At 59.7% G+C, this 20,193-nt stretch carries 4 protein-coding genes; all 4 read left to right on the top strand.

The genetic code is table 11. The annotated features are described in order from the left end of the window. Position 1: 1 nt before the first annotated feature. The 4 genes from C5F52_RS08490 (at position 2) to C5F52_RS08475 (ending at position 20,168) form a co-directional block, all read left to right on the top strand. Positions 2 to 2,068, top strand: a complete 2,067-nt coding sequence (locus tag C5F52_RS08490) for an acetoacetate--CoA ligase (RefSeq protein ID WP_104797926.1) — start codon at positions 2 to 4, stop codon at positions 2,066 to 2,068. Between the two features lie 232 nt (positions 2,069 to 2,300). After that, complete coding sequence (locus C5F52_RS08485; RefSeq protein WP_161499673.1) at positions 2,301 to 3,212, top strand: OmpA family protein; 912 nt, start codon at positions 2,301 to 2,303, stop codon at positions 3,210 to 3,212. 174 nt (positions 3,213 to 3,386) lie between these two features. Next, the gene (locus C5F52_RS08480) at positions 3,387 to 4,289 is read left to right on the top strand and encodes an OmpA family protein (protein WP_161499672.1); all 903 of its coding nucleotides are present in this window, start codon (positions 3,387 to 3,389) and stop codon (positions 4,287 to 4,289) included. Positions 4,290 to 4,640: 351 nt separating this feature from the next. Further along, positions 4,641 to 20,168, top strand: coding sequence for an S-layer family protein (locus C5F52_RS08475; protein WP_104797923.1), 15,528 nt, complete (start codon positions 4,641 to 4,643; stop codon positions 20,166 to 20,168). The last annotated feature ends 25 nt before the right edge of the window (positions 20,169 to 20,193 follow it).

Genomic DNA, 20,193 nt, shown 5'->3' with positions numbered 1-20,193 from the left:
CATGTCCGCCAAGCCACCTTTCTCTCCTCAAATTCGGCTTTACCAAAACTGGCTGAGTGAGCAACGCGGCCTGCGCTTTGACAATTACGACGCGCTGTGGCGTTGGTCCACCACCGAGCTCGATGCGTTTTGGCAAAGCATTTGGGACTACTTCGATCTGCAGTCGCCCACGCCGCACCAAGCCGCCTTGGTCAAGAACGCCATGCCCGGTGGCCAGTGGTTCACCGGCGCGCAAGCCAACTACGCGCAGCAAGTGTTCAGGCACGCCGATGCGGCGCATGCCGCGGGCTTTCCCGCCATCATCAGCGAGAACGAAAAAGGCCTGCACCGCGAACTCAGCTGGCCCGAGCTCAAACGCCAAGCCGCCTCGTTGGCACTGCATTTGCAAGCTCAAGGCCTGCAGCCTGGCGACCGCGTCGCGGCCTATTTGCCCAATATTCCTGAAGCCATGGTCGCCTTTTTGGCCGTGGTCAGCGTGGGTGGTGTGTGGAGCATTTGCGCCCCCGACATGGGCACCAACGCCGTGCTCGACCGCTTTGCCCAAATCGAACCCAAGGTCTTGATCGCCTGCGACGGCGTGAGCTACGGCGGGCGCGACCATGACCGCCTGCAAGTCGTGGCTGACATGCGCGCCGCTTTGCCCAGCGTGCAGCACTTGGTGGTGTTGCGCAACCTCAACGACCAAGCCAGCCTGCCCGACAGCACCGACTTTGCGGACACCATCGCCCGCAACGACGCAGCCACCCAAACCTTTGAGCCCCTGTGGCTGGACTTCAACCACCCGCTGTGGATCGTCTACTCCAGCGGCACCACCGGTTTGCCCAAACCCATCGTGCATGGCCACGGCGGCACGCTCATCGTCGCGCTGGCCTTGAAGGTCTTGCACAACGACATAGGTTGCAGCTACCACCCCAACAGCTTTGGCGAGCGCTACCACTGGTACAGCTCGACTGGTTGGGTCATGTGGAACGCTCAACTCAGCGGCCTGCTCAACGGCACCACCTGCGTCATTTACGACGGCAACCCCGGCGGCAGCAAAGACAAACCCGACTGGACCACTTTGTGGCGCTTTGCGGCCAACAACGGCGTGACCTTCTTCGGTGCAGGCGCGGCATTTTTTGCCAACTGCCTCAAAGCCAACATCGACCTCAGCGGTTTGCAAGGCCTTCAGTCGGTGCGCGCTTTGGGCACCACGGGCTCGCCCTTGAGCGAAGACGCGCAGCGCTGGGGCACGCAGCAGTTTGAACGTTTGGGCACGCCCAGCATTTGGTGGTGCAACATCTCCGGCGGCACCGACTTTGCGGGCGCCTTCATTGGCGGCAACCGCGAGCTGCCTTTGGTCCCTGGCGAAATGCAATGCCGCTTGCTCGGCTGCGCCGTTGAAGCGTGGAACGAGCAAGGCCAACCCGTGTTGGGCGACGTGGGCGAGCTGGTTTGTGCGCAGCCGTTGCCGTCCATGCCGTTGTATTTTTGGGGCGACAAAGACAACGCCCGTTACCTCTCCAGCTACTTCGACATGTACCCCGCAGGCCATGGCCGACAGCCTGGCGGCGGTGATGGCCCTGCCAGCTTGGGCGGCGTGTGGCGTCATGGCGATTGGCTCAAGATCAATCCGGTCACCGGTTCTTGCATCATCTACGGCCGCAGCGACGCCACCATCAACCGCCACGGCCTGCGCATGGGCACCAGCGAGTTGTACAGCGCCGTCGAAGCCTTGCCCGAAGTGCTCGACAGCATGGTGGTCGACTTGGAGTACTTGGGCCGCGAAAGCTACATGCCTTTGTTTGTGGTGTTGCGCGAAGGCGTCACCTTGGACGACGCCATGCAAGCCAAGCTCAACAACGCCATCAAGACCGCGCTCAGTCCGCGTTTTGTGCCCAACGAGATCTTTCAAGTGGCCGAAATTCCACGCACCTTGTCCGGCAAAAAACAAGAGCTGCCCATCAAGAAACTTCTGCTGGGTCAGCCGATTGAAAAGGTCGTCAACAAAGACGCCATGGCCAACCCCGCTTGTCTTGACTGGTATGTCGCGCTGGCCCAACAGCGTGCCGCGCAGCACCCTGCTTAAGCACCGCGCCCACTGACTTTTCTAAGCCTTCTTCGGAAGGCTTTTTTTGGCCTTAACTGCCAGGCGTCGCCGTCAAGACGTGACGTTGCGGCGAGAAAGCAAGTGTTAAAAATAATAAAAAGAGTAGATAAGTTAAATTTATTGGTACTTAAGGTTTCTTTTTAATTTTTTCTCTATAAAATTAACTTATTCATCATTTGGTAAAGACTAATTAAGCCGAATGTGCTGTTTTATGAAAAAAACGTCATCTTATCTACAAACACTCATCGACGCCTGCTGCCGCATGTCCGCTTCGGATTTGGGGCTTGCACTTGTTGTGTTCGCAAGTGCCTCGTTCCTTCCTGCTGCGGCAGACGAAGGTGAGCGCAGCATTGAGCGCGCTTTAGGGGCTTGGTACACCCCAGTTCAAGACCTTGCGTTTGAGCAAAGTCGTTTGGTATTTTACCGTCCCGAAGGCGATGGTTATGGGGTAATCACCTTGCATGTGGATGGGCGGTATCACACGTCGCTGCAACACGGCGCCTTTTCGGTGCTTTGTTTAGACCGCGCCTCGGTCAATCTGCAAGCCCAGCCTGGGCGCAGCTGGGCGCGTGCCGACGCCGCACGCGAGGTGTCGCAAAACGTCGTCATGTCGGGTGGGCAAACCTTGTTTGTTCGTCTCAGTGAGGCCTTGGCCACGCGCCCCCGCCTGGAGGTGGTGCCCGCTCACTCGGCCGCGCAGGAAGTGCAGACGACGCGTGAACAAATGCACAGCCTGTCACGCGTTGCCTCAGCCAAGCCCTGTCAGCAACTCAAAGCCTTGTCTCCTCGGCTGACGTTTGCGCCCGATGTCGTCACGTTGAGTGTCCAAAGTGCGCAAAACCGCGCCGAGTTGGCCTCATTGATTCAGCGCTTGGCGTCGCAATACAAAGCGTTCAAGGGTGTTTCGGTGCATATCGTGGGCCATGCGGACGACTTGGGCAGCGAAGCGCGCAATGACGCGTTCTCCAAGGACCTCGCCGCCGATGTCCACCGTTATTGGGCCAGTCAATCCACAAACTTTCACCCCATCACCTCAGAGGGACGTGGCAGCAAAGACCGTCAAAACGCAGCCGGCCAGCCCGCCCGCCGCGTGGAGATCGGTCTGACGGTGCTGTCAGATTAAAAAACAAAAATGAGCTATTAAGTTAACAACATTTAATACCTAGGCAAGGTCAATTTCGCAAGAATTGAAACCGGTAGTACTTGGTTTCACCTCTGAGGCACCTTTTGAGAGTCTTTTATGAATACTTCACAACAAAAATCAAGGCCCACCACACCCCTTTTGACTTGGGCGTTGATGGCGGTTCTGCTTGTGTTGACAAGTTTTTCAGTACGTGCCCAGTCAGAAGAGCCCACGATTCTTCGGCCACTGGGGGCTGCGTACAGCTCGCCCGAACGCGTGCATCCGCAATTGGCGCGCCTGACTTTTTATCGGACCCAAAGCAGCCAAGCCGTGGGCGCGACCAGCGTGATCATCAACGACCGATACCAAACCTCGCTGCAGCCTGGTGGCTACAGCGATTTGTGCATGAAACCCTCAGTGGTGGATGTGGGCGTCAGTTTGCAAAAAGCCGATGAGCGCGCCAGAGAGTTGCCTGACAGTTCCACATTTGTGACGGCCAAGGCGGGTCAAGAGGTCTTCATTCGCGTGGTCGATTTGCCCAGAGGCCGCCTGTCGTTGGTGACCGTACCACCTGAAGTGGCGTTTGCGGAGTTGCAAAAAACACGCCGCCAAGTGCACTCCATCAGTCGTGTGCCCGGCGCGTCCGCCTGTGACCAAGTCACCGGTTCACCCGCGCCCAAAAGCATCGCCATCACGCTCGGCACCGATGCGCTGTTTGTCTATGGTCGTTCTGACCCCGACGCCATCCTGCCTTACGGCCGCGAACAACTCGACCGTTTGGCCGATCGTTTGAACACCCGTTACGTCGACTTTCAGCAAAGTGTCATCCAAATTATTGGCCACGCCGATCCTGTGGGCTCAGCAGCCAGCAATCAACGCCTGTCAGAGGCGCGGGCCAAAACCGTTGAAGCCTATTTGGTGCGCGCAGGCGTCTCTGCCGACAAAGTCCAAAGCGAAGGGCGCGGTGCCACTGAGTTGATCGACAGGAGCTGCGCCAACGTCGTGTCTGCGCTCAGCATCGCGTGTAACAAAGTGAACCGACGCGTCGTGATCGAGATGACTGTTCAGATTCGCTGACCGTTGCCTCGCAAGGGGGCAAAGTCCCGTCGCAGCCCTGCGGTGGGTGATGAATGTTGAGCAATAAAGCATAAAAACAACAAAAACATCAAATTTAAGTACTCATTCCTCGGTATTTTTTGTTCTAACGGTGTAATATCGAATTAACATTTTTAGCGTTAATAAGTATTCACCATGTCATTAAAACGAAACCTTGTAGGCATCACTTTTGTAAACGCGCAATCAGCTTTTGCAGTTTGCTTCACTGCTTTGTAAGCGCGTTTTAACAACATTTAATACAACCAATTGGCTCATTTCGCAAGAATTTAAGCCATTCGTGTCACCACACTCCCATTTCTAGGCTGCCAAATTATGAGCTCCACCACCAACTTCACTAAGTTCACATCGCCCTTGCTGAAGGCGCCCATGCTCTCCCGCAGTGGTCTGTCCGTGAGCCAGTTGCTTGCCCTAGACAGCGCCCGCGTCAATTACTCACCCGGCGTGGCGGTGTGTGCCGAAATGAACTACGGTGCGATCAATGCCCAAGAAATTCAAGATGGCACGGTGGTCACCATTTCTGTGGCGGGCAGTGGCGCACAGGTTGGTGACATTTTGAAAGTCTTTGTGGACAACGTGTTGGTTGCCCAGCACACGCTCTTGGCCAGTGAAATCAGCAACACGGGTACCGCCACGGGCAGCGGTGTTGCCACCGTCGCCATTTCTGCAGCAACGCTCAACGCGTTGACGCAAGGTCCCCATTACGTGACCTCGCAAATCACGTATGCCAGCGGCTCGCTCAGCAACGTCAGCATCGCCAAGGGCTTGTTGACCATCGACACGGTAGCCCCTGTCGCCCCCATCACGCCTGTGGTTACAGACGATGTGGGTCAAACGGTGGGTGTGATTGCCGAAGGGGCCATCACCGATGACAACAAGCCTCTTATTTCCGGCACGGTGATCACCAAGAGCAACACGGTCGAAGTCTTTGACAACGGTGTGTCGTTGGGCAAGGCCACAGTCAATACGACGACAGGCCAGTGGACCCTCTTGCCCGGCACCGCCTTGGTCGATGGCCCACACAGCATCACCATCATTGAGTCTGACCGCGCGGGCAACCCCAGCCCCATGTCGGCAGCTTTGCAATTTGTGGTCGACACGGGCGCGGCCGTCGTGAACATCACCAGCGCGGCGGACAACGTGGGCGATCTCCAAGCCAACGTCGTGAGCGGTGGCGTCACCGATGACACCATGCCCACCCTCATGGGCAGTGCCAACGCCAACGCAGTGGTCACCCTGCGTGAGGGCAGCACCGTCTTAGGCACCACCGTGGCCAATGCACAAGGCCAGTGGACCTTCACGCCCAATACCGCGCAAACCCAAGGCGCACACACCTACACGGCGAGCACCACCGTGGCGGGCAACACCACCACCAGTGCTGGTTTTGTCATCACCGTGGACAGCATCGCGCCCGTCACATCGACACTGATTGGCACAGACGACGTGGGCAGCATCGCTGGCCCCATCGCGGTCAATGGCGCCACCGATGACACCAAGCCCACCTTCAGCGGTGTGACAGAAGCCAACGCCGTGGTCAAGGTCTACGACGGTGCCGTTTTGCTCGGCACCACCACGGCCAACGCCAGCGGCGCATGGACCTTCACGCCCACCTCAGCTTTGACGCAGGGTGCACACAGCGTCACTGCAACCGCCACAGATGCCGCAGGCAACACATCGACTGTCAGCGCAGCGCTGCCTTTCACTGTCGACACCACAGCGCCCGTGGCTGTGCTTGACGCGGTCACGTTGACCGAAGACTTTGTCACCAGCGCTGGCAATGTGGCCACCAACGACACCGGCTTGCAGGGCGGTGAAACCTTTGCCCTTGTGGGTGCCGATAGCTCCGGCAATATCAGCAGTACCTACGTTGGCTTGCACATGAACAGCAACGGCAGCTACACCTTGGTGCCCAACACGGCCAACATCCATGCCATCACGGCCAATGTGACCGAGACCTTCACTTACAGCGTGACAGATGCCGCGGGCCACACCAGCCAAAGCACCCTGACATTCATCGTCACGCCCGTCAACGACGCCGCGGTCATCGCAGGCGCCACCACCGGTGCTGTGACCGAAGCCGGCGGCGTAGCCAATGCCATCGCGGGCACACCCACAGCCAGCGGCACTTTGACATCTACCGACGTCGACGGCGTTGCCAACGCCTTCACCGCTGTAACAGCAGGCTCAGCCAGCACAAGCGGCTATGGCACTTACGCCATGACAGCAGGCGGTGCGTGGACCTACACCCTCAACAACACCCACCTCACCGTACAAGCGTTGGCGGCGGCTCAAACGCTGACCGACACGTTCACCGTGACCGCCGCAGACGGCACCCCCAAAGTGGTGACCGTCACCATCACCGGCACCAACGACGCACCCATCGTCTCTGCCGCAGTGCCCGATCAAGTGGCCGTGCTGGACTCGGCCTTCAGCTACACCGTGCCCGCAGGCGCATTCACCGATCTCGACAACAGCCTGACCTACACCGCCACCTTGGACGATGGTTCAGCGTTGCCGTCATGGCTGACCTTCGATGCCATCACCCGCACGTTCAGCGGCACACCCAATTCGACACTCGACTTCAACGTCAAAGTGACGGCCAGCGATGGCACCGCGGTCATCAGTGACATCTTCCAGATCGGCATTGCGCCTGTCGTCAACAGCGTGGCCATCAGCAGCGCAACGGGCATTCAGAACAGCGTGTTGAATGCGGGCGACACCGTCACCACGACGGTCAGCTTCTCCGAATTGGTCAACGTGACGGGTGCACCCCAACTCACGCTGAACATCGGTGGCACCCCTGTGCTGGCCACCTACGTCAGCGGTTCGGGCACCAACACCTTGACCTTCAGCTACACCATCTTGCCGGGCCAGACCGACACGAACGGCATCAGCTTGACGGCGAACGCCCTCGTGCTCAACGGTGGCACGATCAAAGACGCGGTGGGTAACAACGCCACGCTCGCCACGGCTGCAGTGGTCGACAACGCCAGCTACATGGTGGACACCACGGCACCAGCGACGACAGTTTTGACGGCGGTTTTGAGTGCTGACAACGGCACCTCGTCCAACGACTTCATCACCTCTGTCGCCGCCCAAACCATCAGCGGCACCTTGAGTGCCAACTTGGCCGCTGGTGAAACCGTGTACGTCTCGCTCAACAACGGCAGCACTTGGACCGCTGCGACAGGCACCGTGGGCAGCAATGCCTGGAGCTTGTCTGGTGCCACCTTGAACAGCGGCAGTAACACGCTGTTGGCCAAAGTGGTGGACACCGCAGGCAACGGCAACACGCCATTGAGCAAGGCCTACAGCCTCATCCCAGTGTCTGACTTCACGGTCGGCATCACCAACATCTTTGACGACGCAGGCACCACTTCCACCGTGTTGTCAGGCGGCACCAGCAACGACGCCACCCCCACATTGAACGGCACGCTGGGCGGCGCGACACAAGGCGCGGCCTTGGGCACCAACGAAGTGGTCAACGTGTACCGCACGCCCAACCTGGCAACGGCCACGGTGGTGCAAGCTGGCACATTGGCTGGCGATCAAATTTTGAGCGGCAATGCGCTGACGTACTACAACAACGGCAACGGCAACTACGGCTCCACAGGCAATGTGTACCTGCCCACGGCCCCCGCCAATGGCGACATGGTGGTTATCAACAAAGGCTCGTCTTGGGGCATCAACGTCTTTGCAGGTACCACGGCCATCGACAGCATCGGTGGCTCGGACAACCGTTACTTCAAATGGGACGCAGCCCTGGGCCAATGGCTCACCGGCACCAACGCCTTGGTCAAGGTCGGCACAGCCACCGTCACCACCAATGCGGCGGGCCAAAGCATTTGGACGCTGACGGACAACTCAGGTTTGGGCAACAATGACAGCGTGATGTATGTGGCGCAGATCGAGAACACCGTAGGCGTGTTTGGCAATCAGTCCACACCCAACGCGTTTGACTGGAAATACACCGTCGATAACGTCGCCCCAGCCGCAATCACCCTGATTGGCACCGACGACGTGGGCGCCATCATTGGCCCTATTGCTGCCAACGGCGTGACCGACGACACCAATCCCATCTTCAGCGGCACGACAGAAGCCAACGCCGTGGTCAAGGTCTACGACGGCGCCACCTTGATCGGCACCACCACTGCGAACGGTAGCGGCGCATGGACATTCACGCCCACCACGGCGCTGTCTAACGGCGCGCACAGCGTGACCGCTACCGCCACCGATGCGCATGGCAACACCTCTGCCGCCACAGCAGCGCTGCCCTTTACGGTAGACACCAATCCACCCACAGGTCCGACCCTGATGGGCACGGACGACGTGGGCAGTCTCACAGGCCCTATCGCCGCCAATGCCGTGACCGATGACACCAAGCCCACCTTTAGCGGCAACGCCGAAGCCAACAGCGTGGTCAAGGTCTACGACGGCGCCACGTTGCTCGGCACCACCATCGCCACCGCCGGCGGCACATGGAGCTTCACGCCGACGACCGCCTTGGCACAAGGCGCACACAGCGTGACGGCCACGGCCACCAATGGCGCAGGCGTCACCTCGCCCGCCACAGCGGCACTGGCCTTCACCGTAGACACCGCAGCAGCAGTTGCTGTGGCCGATGCGAACACCGGCACAGAAGACGTGCTCACCTTGGCAGGTAACGTGGGCACCAACGACACCGGCAAAGACGGCAGCGAGACCTACAGCGTGGTAGGCAGCGCAACGGGCCTCTACGGCAATTTGGTGTTGGGTGCCAACGGCGCCTACACCTACACCCGCACCGCCAACTTGGATGCCATCCAGACCACCGCGGTGGAGACCTTCACCTACCAAGTCACCGATGCTGCGGGCAACAGCACGCAAAGCACCTTGACCCTGAACATGACGCCCGTCAACGACGCGGCCGTCATCGCGGGCACCAGCACTGCCACGCTGACCGAGACCAACGTGGCCCAAACAGCCACGGGCACCTTGACCATCACCGACGTGGACAGCCCAGCGACCTTCGTGGCCCAAACTGCAACAGCAGGCACTAACGGTTACGGCAAATTCAGCTTGACCGCTGCAGGTGTGTGGACCTACACGATGGACTCCGCGCACGACGAGTTCAAAGCGGGCACAACCTACACCGACAGCATCACAGTCGCTGCTGCTGACGGCACCGCAAAGCTGATCACCGTCACGATCAACGGCACGAACGACGCTGCCGTGATCGCGGGCACCAACACCGCCACATTGACGCAAAGCGCTGTGGCACAAACCGCGACAGGTACGTTGACTTCCACAGACGTTGATGGCACAGCCAACTTGTTCACAGCGCAAAGCAACATTGCGGGTTCGAACAACTACGGCACTTTCAGTGTGACCACTGCGGGCGTTTGGACCTACACCATGAACACGGCACACGCCGAGTTCGTCGCGGGAACCGCTTACACCGACAGCATCACAGTGGCTGCCGCCGACGGCACCACCAAGGTGGTGACCGTCACCATCAACGGCACCAACGACGCTGCCGTCATCATCGGTACCCTCACAGGCGCTGTGACCGAAGCAGGTGGCGTCGCCAACGCCATCGTCGGTACACCGACGGCCACAGGCACCTTGACTTCGACCGACCCGGACGGTGTGGCTAACGCTTTCACCGCAGTGGCCGCAGGCGCCATCAGTACCGGCGGCTTTGGCACTTACGCCATGACCGCAGCCGGTGTGTGGACCTACACGCTCAACAACAACAACGCGACCGTGCAAGCGCTCGCCGCATCAGCCACGCTGACCGACACGTTCATCGTGACTGCAGCGGATGGCACCGCTAAAACCATCAACGTCACCATCACGGGCTCGAACGATGCTGCCGCGATCGCTGGCGTCAGCACAGCTACTTTGACGCAAAACACCGTGGCCCAAGCAGCCACAGGCACGTTGACTTCTACCGATGTGGACGGCACAGCCAACTTATTCGCGGTCCAGACCAACGTTGCAGGCTCCAATAACTACGGCACCTTTAGCGTGACCGCAGCTGGCGTGTGGACGTACACCATGAACACGGCGCATGCCGAGTTCGTCGCGGGCACGGCCTACACAGACAGCATCACAGTGGCCGCTGCTGACGGCACGACCAAGGTGGTGACAGTCACGATCAACGGCACGAACGAGGCAGCTGTTATCGGCGGCGTGAATACAGCCACGTTGACCGAGACCAACGTGGCGCAAACGGCGTCAGGTACCCTGACTTCCACAGACGTAGACGGCACCGCCAATTTGTTCACCGCACAAACCGCTGTAGCAGGCAGCAACGGCTACGGCAAGTTCAGCCTCACCGCTGCGGGTGTGTGGACCTACACGATGGACACTGCGCACAATGAATTTGTCGCAGGCACGGCTTACACCGACAGCATTACGGTGGCTACTGCTGACGGCACCACCAAGGTGGTGACCGTCACCATCAACGGCACCAACGACGCTGCCGTCATCATCGGCACTCTCACAGGATCCGTGACCGAAGCCGGCGGCGTGGCCAACGCCATCGCCGGTACACCGGTTGCGACAGGCACGTTGACATCGACCGACGCGGATGGCACTGCCAACGCCTTCAACGCAGTGGCTGCAGGTACGACCAGCATCGGCGGCTACGGCACTTACGCCATGACGGCAGCAGGCGCGTGGACCTACACGTTGAACAACGGCAACACGACCGTGCAAGCCTTGGCAGCAGCAGCCACGCTGACCGACACGTTCACCGTGACTGCCGCTGACGGCACAGCGAAGACCATCAACGTCACCATCACGGGCACGAACGATGCCGCCGTCATCGCTGGCGTCAGCACAGCTACCTTGACGCAAAACACCGTGGCGCAAACCGCGACAGGTACATTGACTTCAACTGACGTCGATGGCACCGCCAACCTGTTTACTGCGCAAAGCAACATTGCGGGTTCGAACAACTACGGCACCTTCAGTGTCACCGCAGCAGGCGCGTGGACGTACACCATGAACACGGCGCATGCCGAGTTCGTCGCGGGCACGGCTTACACAGACAGCATCACAGTGGCTGCTGCTGACGGCACGACCAAGGTGGTGACCGTCACCATCAACGGCACCAACGACGCAGCCGTCATCGTCGGCACTATCACAGGATCTGTGACCGAAGCCGGCGGCGTGGCCAACGCCATCGCCGGTACGCCGACTGCCACAGGCACCTTGACTTCGACAGACGCGGACGGTGTGGCTAACGCTTTCACCGCCGTGGCTGCAGGTGCCACCAGCACTGGCGGTTACGGCACTTATGCGATGACTGCAGCAGGTGTGTGGACCTACACGCTCAACAACGCCAACGCCACCGTGCAAGCGCTCGCCGCATCTGCCACGCTGACCGACACGTTCACCGTGACCGCGGCAGACGGCACAGCCAAGACCATCAACGTCACGATCACAGGTAGCAATGATGCAGCCGTCATCATCGGCACCGTCACAGGCACCGTGATTGAAGCAGGCGGTGTTAGCAACGCGATTGCTGGTACGCCGACGGTAACTGGCACATTGACTTCCACCGACGTGGATGGTGTTGCCAACGCCTTCACCGCAGTAGCCGCAGGCACAACCAGTACCGGCGGCTACGGCACTTACGCCATGACCGCAGGCGGCGTGTGGACCTACACGCTCAACAACAGCAACGCGACCGTGCAAGCCTTGGCAGCAGCAGCCACATTGACGGACACGTTCACCGTGACCGCAGCAGATGGCACAGCCAAAACCATCAACGTCACCATAATAGGCACCAACGACGCTGCCGTGATCGCGGGCACCAACACCGCTACGCTGACGCAAAGCGCTGTGGCACAAACTGCGTCAGGTACCCTGACTTCCACAGACGTAGACGGCACCGCCAATTTGTTCACTGCACAAACCACTGTGGCTGGCACCAACGGCTACGGCAAATTCAGCCTCACAGCAGCAGGTGTGTGGACGTACACGATGGACACTGCGCACAATGAATTTGTCGCGGGCACGGCTTACACCGACAGCATCACAGTGGCTGCTGCCGACGGCACCACCAAAGTGGTGACCGTCACGATCAACGGCACGAACGATGCTGCCGTCATCATCGGTACCCTCACAGGATCCGTGACCGAAGCAGGCGGCGTCAGTAACGCCATCGCCGGTACACCGGTTGCCACAGGCACATTGACATCGACCGACGCGGACGGTGTGGCTAACGCTTTCACCGCAGTGGCTGCAGGCACCACCAGCACAGGCGGTTACGGCACTTATGCCATGACGGCAGCAGGCGCGTGGACCTACACGTTGAACAACGGCAATGCCACCGTGCAAGCCTTGGCGGCAGCAGCCACACTGACCGACACGTTTACCGTGACTGCCGCTGACGGCACAGCGAAGACCATCAACGTCACCATCACGGGCACGAACGATGCCGCCGTCATTGGTGGCGTGAACACCGCTTCTCTCACCGAAAGTTACGACGTTCAAACGGCCAGCGGTATGCTGACTGCAACAGACGTAGACGGCACAGCCAACTTGTTCATTGCTAAAACGAACGTGGCAGGCAACAACAACTACGGCACCTTCAGCGTGACTGCTGCAGGCATGTGGACGTACACCATGAACACGGCGCACATTGAGTTTGCGGCGGGCATGGTTTACACCGACAGCATCACAGTGGCAGCAGCTGATGGGACGACCAAGCTGGTCACCGTCACCATGTACGGCGTCAACGATTCAGCCAATATTGGCGGCGTGACGACAGCTACATTGACAGAGACCAATGTGGCCCAGACGGCAACCGGCACCTTGACCATCACAGACATGGACAGTGCTGCGACCTTCGTGGCTCAAACTGCCACAGCAGGCACCAACGGTTACGGCAAATTCAGCCTGACTGCTGCAGGCGTGTGGACGTACACGATGGACACGGCGCACAACGAGTTCAAAGCAGGCACTGCGTACACCGACAGCTTTGATGCGGTGAGCGCTGACGGCACGACACAAAGTATTGTGGTCACCATCAACGGCACGAACGACGCTGCCGTCATCACGGGCGTCATCACGGGTGCAGTGACCGAAGCCGGCGGCGTTGCCAACGCTATTGCTGGCACACCCACAGCGACAGGCACCTTGACCTCCACCGATGTGGACGGCGTGGCCAACGCCTTCACCGCAGTGGCTGCAGCCACCACCAGCACCGGCGGCTACGGCACTTACGCCATGACAGCAGGCGGTGCGTGGACCTACACCCTGAACAACACAAATGCCACAGTGCAAGCGCTGCAAGCTTCACAAACATTGACGGACACGTTCACTGTCAATGCAGCAGATGGCACGGCCAAAGTGGTGAGTGTCACCATCACCGGCTCGAACGACGCGCCCGTGGTGGCAGTGGCTATTCCTGACCAGATGGCTGTTTTGGGAGCCGCTTTCAGCTACACACTCCCAGCAGGCAGTTTCACAGACGTCGACAGCACGCTCACCTACACCGCGACCCGTGGTGACGGCACGGCCTTGCCAACGTGGCTCACGTTCAACGCCGCTACGCGCACCTTCAGCGGTACGCCCACCTCGACGATTGACTTCAACATCAAAGTCACCGCCAGCGATGGCGTCAGCAGCATCAGCGACACGTTCTTGTTGGCCTTGGCACCAGTTGCGACCAGCGTGGCCATCACCGGCACCACGGGCATTCAAAACAACTTCTTGAATGCGGGTGACACCATCACCGCCACCGTCAACTTCAGTGAGTTGGTCAACGTCACCGGCACGCCGCAGCTCACGCTCAACATTGGCGGTACCCTGGTCAAAGCGAACTACGTGAGCGGGTCGGGCACGGGCGCGCTGACCTTCAGCTACACCATCTTGGATGGCCAGACCGACGCAAACGGCATCAGTGTCAACGCCAACTCCTTGGGCTTGAACGGCGGCACCATCACCGATGCGGCAGGCAACAACGCCACGCAAAACTTTGCAGGCCTCACCGACAACATCAGCTACAAAGTAGACACCACTGCGCCAACCGTCGGCACCCTCACGCTGACCGAGACGGGCAGCAGCTTGACCGACGGCATCACTAACAACGGCACCATCACCGTGGGCGCGTTGGAAGCCGGTGCCACTTGGGAGTACAGCACCGACAGTGGCAACACCTGGTTCATGGGCAGCGGCACCAGCTTCACGCTGGGTCAAGGCACCTACGCCGCAGGCGCTTTGCTGATGCGCGAAACCGACTTGGCGGGCAACGTGCAAACCGGTCCGCTGATGGCAACCAACGCAGCGGCCATCACGGTGGACCAAACGGCCCCGTTGTTGGTCGGCAGCAACCCCGGTGACAACGGCTACTTGGCGGCCGTGGGCAACAACTTGGTGCTCAACTTCGACGAAGACGTGGCCAAAGGCACAGGCGCCATTCAGCTCTACAAAGCCGATGGCACTTTGGTGCAAAGCTTTGACGCAGCCACCAGCACGGCGCTCACCTGGAGCGGCAACAACCTGACGATCAACCCCACGGCTGACTTGTTGGCTGGCACGGGTTACTACATCAAGGTGGCAGCTACGGCTGTGAAAGACGTGGCGGGCAACGCCTATGCGGGCATTGCCGATGCCACCACGCTGAACTTCACCACACCTGATGCCAGCGGTGCCATTGTGGTGCCGACTACCAGCAGTCAGACAGGGGTTTACTTGGGCCAAGACTTGTCCACCATTGGTGACTTCAACGGCGACGGCTACGACGACTTCATTGTGGGTGCGGGCATTAACAACAGCACAGGTGCGGCGTATGTGATTTACGGCAACGCCAGTGGCACAGTACCTGACCTGAGTGGTGGCACCATTGCGGCCAGCGCCGGTTTCAAAATTTCAACCGGATTGACTGTTGCTGATTACTTTGGCGTCGCCGTTAACAGCGTAGGCGACACCAACGGTGACGGCCTGGCCGATTTGGTGGTAACAGCCAAATACGCTGGCAATGCCTACCCAACCGGTAACTCGGCCTTTGTCGTCTTTGGCCAAAGCAACGCCAGCACCGTGTATGGCAGCAGCTTCACTGTTGGTAACGGCATCGCTGCCACCAATGGTTACCAAATCCATATCAACGAGACCTATCTTGGCCATGCGGTGAGCAACGCGGGCGACGTGAACGGCGACGGTCTGAGCGACTTGTTGGTGACTTCCGATTTCACCCAATCTCGGAATGCGTATGTGATTTACGGCAAAACGGGTTCGCAAGCCCTCAACCTGACGTCGTACACCGAATTCACGGCCGACTTGGGCTACAACTTATTCTCTGGTGCTGTCGCGAATTTGGGGGCCTCCGTTTACGGCGCAGGCGACGTGAACGGTGACGGCCTGGCCGACTTCGTTATAGGAGCCAACAACTTCGGAACGGTTGGCAAAGCGGGTGCTGCGTTTGTCGTTTATGGCAACAGCACGGGTACCCCCGTTCAGTTGGACGCCAACAACAACATTGATGCCAGCCAAGGTTTCAAAATCACAGGCCTGGTACGTTCTGGTACCAACTCATACTTTGGCACTGCAGTGTCCAGCGCTGGCGACGTCAACGGAGACGGCTTGGCCGATGTCATGGTCAGCTCCCCCTATGAGGCGGCTAATGGCGGCAATTCCGCCTCGGGCGGTGGCGTGGTGTACGTGTTGTATGGCAACAGCAGTGGCACAGCCCTAGACCTGAACGTGAGCAACGGCGTGATCGATCCGAGCCGTGGTTTCAAAGTCACCAATGGCAACACCACCGTCAATTCCAATCTTGGCGATTCCTACACCAGTCTCGCCAGTGCTGGCGACATCAACGGTGACGGCTTGAGCGACATGATCATGACCGGTATGGACGTTGGCGGCGGAGCGCACGCCACCTATGTGGTGTACGGCAATGCCAGCGGTACCAACGTGGCCATTGACGCCAGTGGCAACATTGCTGCGAGCAATGGCTTCAAGCTGGTGGGCGGTGTGGGCCTTTCGGTGGCCAGCGCCGGCGACATCAACGGTGACGGTTTGAACGACTTGTTGGTCTCATCCACGCTGGGTGGGTCCAAGTACAGCTACAACGTGGTGTTGGGTGGCACGCAGTGGGTCACCGCCGCGCTCAACGGCTCGGGTGACTTTGCCGGTACAGCGGGTGACGAAGCCTTGATCGGCTCCACCGGCAACGACACCATTTCCGGCGGCGGCGGTGTGGACCGGTTCTTTGCAGGCCGTGGCGATGACACCCTCGTGCTCACCGCCAGCGACATCGCCAATTTGCAAAACAACAGCACAGACCAAACGGTCAAGACCACCCTCAGCGGCGGCACGGGTTTTGACACCCTTCGCCTGACCGGTGGCACCAGCCTTGATTTGCTCAAAATCTCCAACGCTGCGGCCATGGGCATCGACGAAACCAGCCGCATCGAGGGCATGGAGCGCATCGACATGGCCACCGACACGGCGGCCAACATGCTCAAGATCTCGAACAAAGACATCAACGACATGGCCGGCTTCAACCAGATTCACACCGGCAGCGCCAGTGAAGACGGCAAGACCTGGACCAACGTGAGCGGCACCGCATTGGGCACCATCACGCCTTACCACCAAATGGTGGTGGAGGGCGGCAGCAACGACACCGTGGCGCTGACCGCCAACGGTGGCGCATGGGCCAACGTGGGCACCGTGAGCAACGGCACACAGCAATACACCGTGTACCAGAACGACGGCACCCACTCGCAGTTGCTGGTGCAGCAGGGCGTGACGGTGGACACTCAGGCACCCACCTTGCTGTGGAGCACGCCAGCCGACAACGACTTTGTGAACACGGCCAACCTCGGCAACAACATCAGCTTGCAGTTCAGCGAGAACGTGGTCAAAGGCACAGGCTTTATTCAGCTGTGGAACAAGACCACGGGCTTACCGGTGCAAGCGTTTGACGTGAGCACCAGCGCGCTGGTCACAGGCTGGGGCACCAGCCTGTTGAGCATCAACCCCTCGGCCAACTTGTTGGCGGGTACTGACTATTTCCTCAAAGTCAGCGACAACGCCATTCAGGATTCATCAGGCTTGGCCTACTCGGGCCTGAACAGCGACCTTCAGCTGAACTTCTCCACTCAGGCGGCCGATGGCAGTTATGCCGTCACGACTTCGTTTGCCAGTGCGGCCAGTTCTTCTTCGTTTTTGCGGTCGGTAGCGACAGCAGGCGACTTCAACGGCGACGGTTACGACGACCTGCTGATTGGTGTGGCTGGCTCTACCGAGTCTGGTGTGTATGTGGTCTATGGCAACGCCCTTGGCGAAGGCATGAACCTGGATACCAATGCGACCATGAGCAACGGTCAGATTGCCGCCGACCAAGGGTTCAAAATTTTCGGCGGTAAGTACTTGGGCGAATCGGTGACAGGCATTGGCGACGTGAACGGTGACGGTTTTGCCGATGTGTTGATCGGGAACAACACGGGTGACGTCACCGCGGGTGCGGGCTTTGTGGTGTATGGCAGCGCCAGCCCTGCAGCGTTGAACCTGTCCAGTGGCACCATTGCCGCATCGCGTGGCTACAAAATCGCGGCAGACGCGTCCTACAGCAATTTGGGCAACAGTGTGGCGGGCGTGGGCGATGTCAACGGCGACGGCATTGGCGACTTCATCATGGGTGCTCCGGGTGACACCACCGCTTACAAGGGCGGCGCGGCGTTTGTGGTTTACGGCAAGACCAATGCCGCCACATTGACCTTTGGCACCAACGGCAGCATTGCTGCGGCAGACGGCTTCAAGCTCACAGGGGCAGGGAATGATGGCGCCGGTACCTCGGTGTCGGGCGCGGGTGACGTGAACGGCGACGGTTTGGCCGATGTGATCGTCAGCGCCGCAGGCTCTGTGTCGAACTACGACGGTGCTGCGTATGTGATTTTGGGTGGCGCGACGGGCGGCGATATGAATGCACTCGTGGCGGCCGGCAAAGGCTTCAAAATCACGGGCGCGAGCACGACCGTGGCGGGCTACAACTTGGGCACCAGCGTGTCGAGCGCGGGCGACGTCAACGGCGACGGCTATGCCGACTTGATTGTGTCCAAAAACGACGTGGCCGCTTATGTGGTGTATGGCGGGGCCACGCCTACGTCAATCAGCCTGACTGGTGGCACGATGGCCGCATCGCAAGGCTTTCGCATCGTGGGCAACGTCGCCATCGCTAACGGTTTGAGCCAAGTCTCCAGCGCCGGAGACATGAACGGCGACGGTTTTGCCGACGTGGTCGTGGGTTCCAAAAGCGGCTCCTCGTATGTGGTGTACGGCAGCGCCACGGGCGCAGAAGTCAACGTGAGTTCGGGCACCATTGCGGCGTCACAAGGCTTCAAGCTCACCTATTCGACGACCGATGCCACGGTGACCGCAAAAGATGTGTCGTTTGCGGGCGACTTTGACGGTGATGGCTTGACCGACTTGGTGATTGCCGATAAATCGTCGACCTCGGGTTCCGCCAACAGCTACAAGATCGTCTTTGGCGGCACGCAGTGGCTGACCGCTTCGGTGGTGGGCAACGGCACCGTCACAGGCACAGTCGCATCGGAGGCGATCCTTGGCTCGACCGCCAACGACACTTTGACGGGCGGCGGCGGTGTGGACCGTTTCTTTGCCGGTTTGGGTGACGACACCATCGTGCTGACGGCCAGCGACGTGGCCAATTTGGCGAACGTGGCCGCAGGGCAGACAGCGAAGGCCAGCGTGAGCGGTGGTGGGGGTTTTGACACGATTCAACTCAGCGGCGGTGCCAACCTGAACCTGACCACCATCAGCAACGCCGGTGGGATGGGCTTGGAACAAAACAGCCGCATCGAGAGCATTGAGCGCATCGTGATGGGCGCAGACCCCGCAGCCAACACGCTGACGCTGACGGCCAAAGATGTCAAAGACATGTCCGGTTTCAACGTGATCCACACCGGCACTGCCAGTGAAGACGGTAACGTCTGGACCAACACAACCGGTACGGCACTGAGCGCCACAACCCAGTACCACCAACTGGTGGTGAACGGCACCGACATCGACACCGTGGTGTTGGCCGCCGACGCGGGCTTCTGGGTCAACGTGGGCACGGTCAGCAACGGCGTCACGACTTACACCGTGTACCAAAACGCAGGCAACCTCGCGCAAGTGCTGGTGAAGGCGGGCGTGATCGTGACCAACAACGACAGCGTGGCACCCGTGGTGATCGACATGAACCATGATGGCCAACTCAGCTACGGCCATGTGACGATGGACGTCAACGGTGACGGTCAACTCGACCACACCGCTTGGGCCGGCGCACAAGACGGCGTGTTGGTGTGGGACAAGTACCAAGACAACGTGGTGCACGACAACAGCCAATACGCCTTCAGCCAATACGGCGCAGCGGGCAGCACCGACTTGCAAGGTTTGGCCGCTGCGTTTGACAGCAACCACGATGGTGAGTTTGACGCACGCGATGCCAAGTTTGCGCAGTTCTCGGTCTGGCAAGACGCCAACCAAAACGGCGTGAGCGACGCGGGCGAAGTGCACACTTTGGCCGAGGCAGGCATTGCGTCCATCCACCTGAGCAGCGATGGCGTGGTGCGCAACCCCGCCGACGGCGTGACGGAAGCAGGGCGCACCACAGCCACGGGCACCGATGGCCAAAGCGTGTTGGTGGCCGATGCGGCGTTTGAGTTCCACACCGCACCGGTGGCGACTGCTTCGGCGGCTTCCGACAAAGTGTTGAACTTGGCCGACGTGTTGCCCGCCCCCGATTGGCAAGCCCACGACATCACCAGCGCGCATGTGTCTTACTCGCTCAACAGCACCAGTTTATTGACCGATGAGTTGATGCACAAACTGGCAATGTAAGCCGCAACATGGGTTGAAGAGACAG

Source organism: Limnohabitans sp. TS-CS-82 (assembly GCF_002943475.1).
The sequence above is the reverse complement of the archived record's forward strand: the minus strand, read 5'-3'. Positions and strand labels throughout refer to the sequence as shown.